This window comes from Treponema sp. UBA785, assembly GCF_002297065.1.
GTDB lineage: Bacteria > Spirochaetota > Spirochaetia > Treponematales > Treponemataceae > Treponema_D.
The window spans coordinates 1-8,033 of sequence record NZ_DBJD01000061.1 but is presented as its reverse complement, the minus strand read 5'-3'; the positions used below and the strand labels follow the sequence as shown (position 1 = coordinate 8,033).

11 protein-coding genes are annotated in these 8,033 nt (G+C 42.8%); 6 read left to right on the top strand and 5 right to left on the bottom strand.

The features are described from left to right. Nucleotides 1–33 precede the first annotated feature (33 nt). From B2X33_RS05235 to B2X33_RS05225, 3 genes are all read left to right on the top strand, one after another. The gene (locus tag B2X33_RS05235) at nucleotides 34–360 is read left to right on the top strand and encodes a helix-turn-helix domain-containing protein (protein WP_296668129.1); all 327 of its coding nucleotides are present in this window, start codon (nucleotides 34–36) and stop codon (nucleotides 358–360) included. Nucleotides 361–372: 12 nt separating this feature from the next. Beyond that, entirely contained in the window at nucleotides 373–963 is a 591-nt protein-coding gene (locus B2X33_RS05230; RefSeq protein WP_296668128.1) for an ImmA/IrrE family metallo-endopeptidase, read from the top strand. Nucleotides 964–1,209: 246 nt separating this feature from the next. After that, the gene (locus B2X33_RS05225; RefSeq protein WP_296668127.1) at nucleotides 1,210–1,977 is read left to right on the top strand and encodes an HU family DNA-binding protein; all 768 of its coding nucleotides are present in this window, start codon (nucleotides 1,210–1,212) and stop codon (nucleotides 1,975–1,977) included. Between the two features lie 130 nt (nucleotides 1,978–2,107). Here B2X33_RS05225 and B2X33_RS05220 read toward each other — a convergent pair whose 3' ends face one another. After that, nucleotides 2,108–2,545: an Rrf2 family transcriptional regulator gene (locus B2X33_RS05220; protein WP_296668126.1), complete on the bottom strand. Its 438-nt coding sequence runs from the start codon at nucleotides 2,543–2,545 to the stop codon at nucleotides 2,108–2,110. Nucleotides 2,546–2,630: 85 nt separating this feature from the next. Then, on the bottom strand, nucleotides 2,631–3,695 hold the full coding sequence (locus B2X33_RS05215; RefSeq protein WP_296668125.1) for a sensor histidine kinase: 1,065 nt from the start codon (nucleotides 3,693–3,695) through the stop codon (nucleotides 2,631–2,633). 44 nt (nucleotides 3,696–3,739) lie between these two features. Here B2X33_RS05215 and B2X33_RS05210 point away from each other — a divergent pair, with 44 nt between their 5' ends. Then, a complete protein-coding gene (locus tag B2X33_RS05210; protein ID WP_296668124.1) occupies nucleotides 3,740–4,375 on the top strand; it encodes an ECF transporter S component in 636 nt (211 codons plus the stop codon). Nucleotides 4,376–4,454: 79 nt separating this feature from the next. Here B2X33_RS05210 and B2X33_RS05205 read toward each other — a convergent pair whose 3' ends face one another. Both B2X33_RS05205 and B2X33_RS05200 read right to left on the bottom strand, forming a co-directional pair. Beyond that, nucleotides 4,455–5,063 carry a response regulator transcription factor gene (locus B2X33_RS05205; protein ID WP_296668123.1) on the bottom strand — a complete coding sequence of 203 codons (609 nt, stop codon included), beginning with the start codon at nucleotides 5,061–5,063 and terminating at the stop codon, nucleotides 4,455–4,457. Between the two features lie 51 nt (nucleotides 5,064–5,114). Continuing rightward, nucleotides 5,115–6,446, bottom strand: coding sequence for an ATP-binding protein (locus B2X33_RS05200; protein WP_296668122.1), 1,332 nt, complete (start codon nucleotides 6,444–6,446; stop codon nucleotides 5,115–5,117). A 246-nt stretch (nucleotides 6,447–6,692) separates the two neighbouring features. On the opposite strand from B2X33_RS05200, the gene B2X33_RS05195 reads away from it, so the two are divergent. After that, complete coding sequence (locus tag B2X33_RS05195) at nucleotides 6,693–7,439, top strand: leucine-rich repeat domain-containing protein (RefSeq protein WP_296668121.1); 747 nt, start codon at nucleotides 6,693–6,695, stop codon at nucleotides 7,437–7,439. A gap of 63 nt (nucleotides 7,440–7,502) precedes the next feature. After that, complete coding sequence (locus B2X33_RS05190; RefSeq protein WP_296668120.1) at nucleotides 7,503–7,835, top strand: hypothetical protein; 333 nt, start codon at nucleotides 7,503–7,505, stop codon at nucleotides 7,833–7,835. A 60-nt stretch (nucleotides 7,836–7,895) separates the two neighbouring features. On the opposite strand, the gene B2X33_RS05185 is transcribed toward B2X33_RS05190, so the two are convergent. After that, on the bottom strand, nucleotides 7,896–8,030 hold the full coding sequence (locus B2X33_RS05185; RefSeq protein ID WP_296668131.1) for a type II toxin-antitoxin system mRNA interferase toxin, RelE/StbE family: 135 nt from the start codon (nucleotides 8,028–8,030) through the stop codon (nucleotides 7,896–7,898). Between the last annotated feature and the right edge of the window lie 3 nt (nucleotides 8,031–8,033).

Here is an 8,033-nt window from a genome sequence, read left to right as displayed (position 1 = left end):
TAAGGCAAGAATTGAATTAGGAATTGAAATAATATGGAAAGCATGGCTGTTAAGGACAGAATCGGCAAACTGCTTTCGGAAACAGGAATGAGCCAGAAGGCTCTTGCCGATGCAACAAACTTGAGCGAGGGGGCGGTTTCCCACTACCTTAAAGGGGACAGGGTTCCGAAGGGCGCAATCCTTCTGAACATAGCAAATGCGCTGGGCACGACGGTCGATTATCTTACTGGAAAAAGCGAAGATGCCCACAAATTTTCATCGGAACAGGAAATTGAGCAGGCGTTCGAGCTTATCGCGCGCAATGCAAAAGTCTTGACCGATGAGGAGCGCAAAAGGTTCGCGAAAATTCTTTTTGCGTAAGACGAGGTATGAATGGAAAGAGCGGTTCAGCTTTTGGGAAGTGAATATGATGAGATAGAAGAAGAGGCGAATTGTCTTTTTGAGGACTTGGGAATAAAAAAATATCCGGCGGACTGCTTTGAGGTGGCGCGTTTGCTTGGAATTGAGCTTGTAAAATATTCAGATTCTTCGGATGAGGACAGGGAATTTATGACCTCAAAGTACGAGGAGGGATTTTCTGTTATGACGGCAAAGTCTAGGTACGCGATTTACTACAATGACTCGCTTCCTGCTTGCACCGTCCGTTTTACAATCTGGTATGAGATTGCCCATATTCAGCTCGGACACTTGTACGAGAATCAGGGAAAGTCGGCGGCAAGAATGAAAGCGGAATGCAACCGGTTTGCAACTTATGCGCAGGCTGCCATGCCGTTCGTGATAAAGCTTTCGCCTTGTTGCCCGGATGAGCTTATGCAGGAATTCGGGCTTGGCTGGACTTGCGCAAACTATGTCTTTGACAGTTATATGCGCATAAGGCAGTACCCGAACATCGTGAGAAGAATTCTTTCAAACAGGATTCTTGATTTATTTAGCCCGGCTCAGGAGCTGGAGGAGGCTGTATGAAAAATGAAGCAAAAAATTAAGCCCTTAGGATTTGCCGAAAACATTTGCGGTGCGTAAGGCATTTCTTAAGGGCTTTAAAAAGACACTCCGGACGGAGAATCTTCAAATCTGATTTCAGAAGTATACTCCTGTCTTGCGTGTCTGGTCAACAGAAAATTTTGCGGAAAGCAGAAATTCTGTTCAGCAAGGAAAAGGAAACTCACCTTTTTATAACAGACAGTCCAAAACGGACAAGGAATATATAAAATGAGCACAACAACAAACATTAACTATTCGGACATAGAAGGAAGCGGAAATCTCACTCTGTACAAAAATCACTTTGACAAGGGCGGAAAATATTACGCGCGTTTTGACCGGCGCAATGTTACGATTGACAATCTTATAGCGCGCACACAGAAAAAGGACATCGGCGTGAATGCCATAACCGCAAAGCACATTCTTTCCCTTATAAAGGCGGAAATAATAGAGGCCTTGCAGAGAGGCGAAAGCGTGAACCTCATGGACTTGGGAACTTTCTACATTGCGGCAAGCGGCACAAGCGGAAACACCGCCGAAACCGCAGAAATAAAAAAATTGCTTGTAAAGTTTACATCGTCAAGGGAAACGAACGAAGCTGTCTCAAAACTGGAGATAAACAGAATCGTGATTGCGGATTCAAGCCCTTCGATTGATTCCGTCGCTGACCTTTTTACGGGGCTTAAGGACGGAACTCTTACATCTGGAAAGGCTGCAAGAATCGATGGTGGCAGACTGAAAATTTCCGGCGACGATGGCGGAATTTTCTTTGCCGAATGCGACTCGGACGGAATTTATTCCGAGGACGAAAGCACATGGCACAAGGTGAAAGCAGAATCAATAATGCGCAATCTTTCAAGGACGCTTGAATTCTTTCTGCCAGAAAGCCTTGAAAGCGGCAAAAGCTACAGGATAATTCTGCGCACAAACAGCCGCAAAGGGAACGAAGACAAGAAGACATTTGTTTACGCTGTGTCGGATATTGTCGCGGTAAAATAAAAAGCAGAATAGTCTAAATGTCGAGTTTTATAGTTTATGTCATTACAATGCTATAACATTTAAATTACAATTCTTATCAAAACTCGGCATTTGGGTGATATAAATCTGATTTTACGAACTCAGCGGCTTCTTAATTCTTCTGCTTTTCCACCTCTTCAAGTTCCCTCACAAGCTCAGAAAATTTCACTGCCGCAAGGCTTTGCTCAAACGCTTTCTGCGCGTCGGCAAGGTGCGAGTCGAGAATCTTGTGGATGTTTCCGCCGACAGGACACGCGGGATTCGGCTGCTCGTGAAAACCGAAAACATTTTCTTCCAGGCTGCCCGAAGCCTTGTAAATGTCAAAAAGCGTGAACGACGACGGAGGCACGACAATTTCAGCTCCGCCAGTTCCGGCCGCAACCTTTACAAGCCCCGCCGCCTTGAGCGAAAGAAGCGTCCGCCTGATAATGACCGGATTCACGCCCGTGCTTCCCGCGATAAAATCCGAAGTGACTTTCCTTTCCCCGCCGAACCGATGGATGCACAACAAAGTGTGAACCGCCACCGTAAATTTGCTGCTTACTTTCATACGCCAACTTTAGCAGATTTTTGCTGTAACTTCAATTATTACAATATTAGGGAGGATGTTGATGTCCGGATTGCAGAATTCCGTCCTAATACGGAACTGCGACCGTCACCTGAGTTCCCGCCCCTTTTTCTGTGTTAAAGCTGACTCCGCCGCCGAATCCTTCCGCGCGTGCCTGAACATTTTTCAGTCCGAAATGATTTTTCTTTTTGAGCGCGTTTTTCAAATCAAAGCCCTTTCCGTCATCAGAAACGATAATCTTGAAACTTTTTTCATCAACGGTTCTGACCAGCACGCTTATGCTTTCTGCTTCCGAATGTTTTATTGCATTTGTTATAATTTCCTGCGCGATTCGGTAAATGTTCAGATTTTTATCTTTCGGAAAAGTCTTAAAAGCCTTGTTGTTTTTGAGTTCATCCTGAATGCTCAGGACAATTTCCACGCCGCTCTGTTTCTGCAGGACATGGCACAGGGAAAGCAGCGCCTCAAGAATTCCTTCGCTCAAATCGGACGGTGCAAGGGCATAGCAGACACCGCGGACATCGGAGGCGATTTTTCTGCAAAGGCTGACGGATTCCTCGTCTTCAAGGCGGAACTGGAGCACACCCAAATCCTGACAGACCGTATCATGAAGCTCGTTGGAAATGCGCTCGCGCTCGGCTTCCTGGGTTTTTATCATCCGGGCGGTAAAGGCAAGATTTTCCTTGCGGAGTTTTGACGACAAAAGATACATGACCGAAAACACAAGCGACGCGAGCACTGCAATAATGATTACAAAAATCAAAATCCTGTAGGAATAATAGACCTGCTCAAGCTGAAACCTTGCAAGGTTTTTCTGGAGGATTTCCCAGCCGCGAACGTTTTCCGCAATTTTCTGCCTGTCGCCTTCATTGATTCCGCCAAGAATGTTTTCGTAGATGACCTTTGCTTCCGGAAAATAATAAATCACAGTATCAGAAGGAGAGACCTTTTGCACTTCGGCATAAAAGTCTTCAAGACGGTTTTTAAATTCACTTTCCTCCGCCGATTCACATTCCAGCCACTTTTGAGTAAGCCCTTCCATCATAAGCGGTTCAGCCTGCTTCTGAGCCTTATGAGCAAAAGCCGAAAAAGTGAATAACGCAGACAGGATAAAAACCGTGATTTTTTTCATCTTTAGAGTATAACATATTTTTTATACAGTTGATATAATAAACCATGATTTTCAATTTTGATTCATCAAGCCGAAAGAGATTTGTATTTTTTGCTTTAAGCGTTCTTGCCGGTCTTTTAGATTACCTTATCTGCGACTTTGTGGCCTGGATAAACCATCTGCCTCTTTTTTGCGACACGGTTTTTATCATGGCGCTAAGTTTTCTTGCAGGGCCATGGTGGGGAGTGCTTGCCGGATTCTTCTATCACCTGATTGACTTTATTTTGAACAGGACGCTTGAACCCGGACATCTGTTTATGCTCTGCCATTTTCTTGCGGCTCTTACAGCAGGATATTTTAAAATCCTGTTCATCAAAAAGACTGACACGGGCCGCGCGGTTTTTGTAAAACTGATTGTTCTCAGTATTGCGCTGTGCCTTGTCATGAGCATTTCGGGCGGAATCATAAGCTACGTTCTGAGTTTTGTGGAGGCGTACAACCAGGCAAGCAGCCAGATAGATTTTTTTACGTTTTTGTGGGAAAACAGATTCCGTTCAAAGCTCCTGCTTCTGATAGCCGTGCGCCTTCCTGTGAATTTTGCAGACAGGCTTATCTGCACATTCGCCGCCTGGGGCGTTTTCCGGGGGGGGGAAGGATTCTGGGTGCTGTCAGCAAAGAGTAAGTTTTTGATTCAGCCATAAAATAAACTTCCTGTTGTAATTTTAAAATCCTTGAAGCTGATTGGATAAACGGTCATCCGTAACGCCATTTGCTTTCCTCTCACAAATACCGCCCCAGCTCGTAGCGGTTCTTCACGTTGAATTTGTCGAAAATGCGGGAAACGTAGTTTTCTACGGTACGTTTGGAAATTCCAAGACGAGCGGCGATTATCTCGTTCGGAAGATGCTCGGAAATCAAGTCCAAAAGCTCGCGTTCTTTCTTTGTGAGGGAAACCATGATTGAGCTTACATACATCATGCCAGGAATTAAATCCTTTTGGATGTAGGTTCCGCCGCGTGCGACTGTCCGGACCGCATCAAGGATTTCCGATTTGCCGGCATTTTTTGAGACAAATCCCTTGATTTTGTGCTCCATGGTTTTTACAACAAAGCCCGCGTTTGAAAATGAGGAATACATAAGGCAGTTCACTCCGCGCCGGATAAGAAAGTCCGCCGCATCAAAGCCGCTTCCGTTTTCAAGCTTTATGTCAACCATCGCGACCGTCCGCCTTAGCTCTTCTGGAGATTTTGAACCGATGAACGCTGCGGCCTCATCTTTTGTCTTGCAGAAATGGCAGACCCGGATGTCTTCAGTTTCCGAAAACACCTGCTCAAGTCCAAGGCTTATCATTTCATGGTCGTCAACACTGATTACGCTGATCATTCTCATATTTTATCTTAGAAAGACGCAAAAATATACAGAGAAAACTCACAGGGATAATCACAAGAACATCGTCATATAAACTGGAATGCTGAGAACATCCTTGTCCTTTCCCAAATCCTTTGTGTACGCAAGGTATTTATTCAGAATACGGGACGAATATTTTTCGCAAAAGGCATCAAGCGAAGCGTGGGTCTTATAGCCCGACGATTTTATTTCTATCGGGCAAACCTTGTTCTTTCGCGTGAGAAGGAAATCAATTTCAAAATTATGCCTTGATTTCTCATCAAGAAATGTGTAATAAAAAAGAGCGTTTCCGTTTGCCTTTAGAATCTGCGCGACAACATTTTCATAAAGGTACCCAAGATTCACAGAAAGCTTGCCGCTGAGCAGCTTTTCATAAATAATATTTTCCGTAAAATCCTTATCCATAAAAACCATGGTTGTAAAAAGTCCTGTATCGCAGACAAAAAGCTTGAAGTTTTCCAAATCCTTTGTCCGCGTAAGTCCTGCGTTCGGATCGTCTGATTTATAAGACACAAGAACGGTCTTGGAACTTTCCATTTCTGAGATAAGCTCAAGGACTGTCGAATTGCGCTGGTTTGCCAGGACCGAAGAAACCTGATACCGTGAGGCATTTTTTTCAAGCTGAGACGGAATTGATTTGAAAAGAAGCGCGGCCTTCCCGCTTGAATCAATCTTCATAAAGTCAGATTCATAAAGCCGAAGAATATCGCGTTTTTCTTCGTCAACAAGCCTCATATTGTTTGTTTCGATGTAAGTGCTCACAGCCTTTGGCATTCCGCCCACAAGCATATAAAGCCTAAAGTCGCGCATCATAGTACGATTCAAATCATCGCCAAGCGGCTGATATTTTTCAAAAGATTCCCGCAAAAGTTTTATAGTAACAGTGTCGCCCAAAGCCCATTTGAATTCTTCATAATCCATCGGGTACATCTGGACCGTGCGTTCCTCGCTTGGAATAAGAATGTCCTTTACATTTTTCCGAATCGAAATCAAGGAGCCGGTTTCCATATAATCATAGCGATGATCAGCAACAAGATGCTTTATTGCCTGCCGAGCCTTTGGACAAAACTGAACCTCATCAAAAATGACAAGGCTTTTCCGCTCGTGAAGCTCTTTATGATAGATAAGCTGAAGCCGCATGAAAATATAATTCAAATCAGAAATGTCGTCAAAAATCTTGAAAACTTCCTGCGACGCTTTCGTAAAATCAATGAGAATATATGATTCGTATTCGTTTTTTGCGAATTCCTCAACAATGGTTGATTTGCCGATACGACGCGCGCCTTCAACAAGCAAAGCCGTTTTGCCGTCCGAGTTTTTTTTCCATTCCAAAAACTTATCGTAAATTTTGCGCTTAAATGCCATAAAATCCCAAAATCGTTAATTTTATAGTATTATATTAACACAAAATCGTTAAAAATATAAGTGCTATTTACCGCAAAATCGTTAAATTTACAGTTCAAAAAACCGCAAAATCCATAGAGAAAACTCACAGGAATAAAGTGAGTTTTTACTGACTACAAGAAAAAACTCTGACTGTATAATCTTGCCAGAATAAAGAGGTTTCGCCTCAAAAAGTCGGCGGACAATAAACGCGGAGGATATTCTATTATGAAAAAAATCTTATTTATTTTAAGCCTTGCTCTTGCAACGACTTTCACCTGCTTTGCGACAAATCCTGCAAGTGACTTTTACTATGACATGGCGCCTGACGGTCAGGGAGTAATGCTAAAAAGTTACAAAGGAAAGTCTACAACAGTTGTAATTCCAGATACAATTGAAGGCTTGCCAGTGACTCAGATTGGTGAAAAAACTGAGTGGGCAGCCCGCTTTTTTCCACATACAATGTATAAAAGCTCTTGCAACACTCCATACACAATAACAGTTCCAAAAAGTGTAAAAGTTATAGGAAACAACGCTTTCAGAGGTGTAAAAGGAAAAATCAATATTGATATAAGCAATCTTACATCAATTGGAAAAGAAGCTTTTGCTGAATCAGACATTGCCGGTACAATAAAAATTTCAAAAGGCATGAAATTTACAGGACCTGACGCATTCAGAAAGACAAAAATTACAAGTGTCATTGTTGAAGAAGGAGTAACATCCTTGGGCTATGATGATTATGTTCCTGACGGCACGTTCATGGAGTGTCCAAATTTAAAATCTGTTACACTTCCTGCATCATTGACAAAAATTAACGGAATTCCTTTTAACGGCTGTGTGGCACTGTCAGAAGTAAAAATTCCTGATGGAACAAAAATAGAATATAAAGACAGCCGTGTATTCAGCATGTGTTCATCTCTAACACTTGCCGTGAAAGCAAAAATCAAAGCATCTGGTTATACAGGCGAATTCTAATTTTTGATTTATTCATTGCTTTTTTTGTAGCTAATAAAAATGCCTTTATAGGAGTAAACACTTATGAAAGAGGCAATAATCGGCGGAATCTTTGCGTTGCTTGGCTCTTTGGTCACATTTTTGGGGACTTATCTTTCAACCTTAAACACAAAAAAAGAAGAACGGACCAGAAGGCGGATAAAGAGCTACCTTGAAGAATTAAAGGGATTCTACAACCTTGAGCAGCTTTACATGAAAGCCGTCGCACAGTTGCGCGGAAAAATTCCGGAAAATCAGGAAAGTGCAAATCCGCTTGGAATTCAGAAAGAGTTCCGCAGTGCAAATGAAGAAGAATGTGGTATTATCCTTTCAATGACAGACCACAAGGCAGATAAATTGCTTGCCGATTTTGAATAAAAACAAAACCGAAAGTCTGCAAAACAAGCGTTGTGGAATAAAAGCAACGCTTGTTTTTTTCTACATCCTCAATAAATCAGCATGAGTGCCGGTCCTTGAAAGCGTAAGAATCAGCTCCGTCTTGTTCTTTATGTAGACCAGAATCCAGTCCGGCTGAATATGCAGTTCCCGGAATTTCTTCAGCTTGCCTTTCAGCTG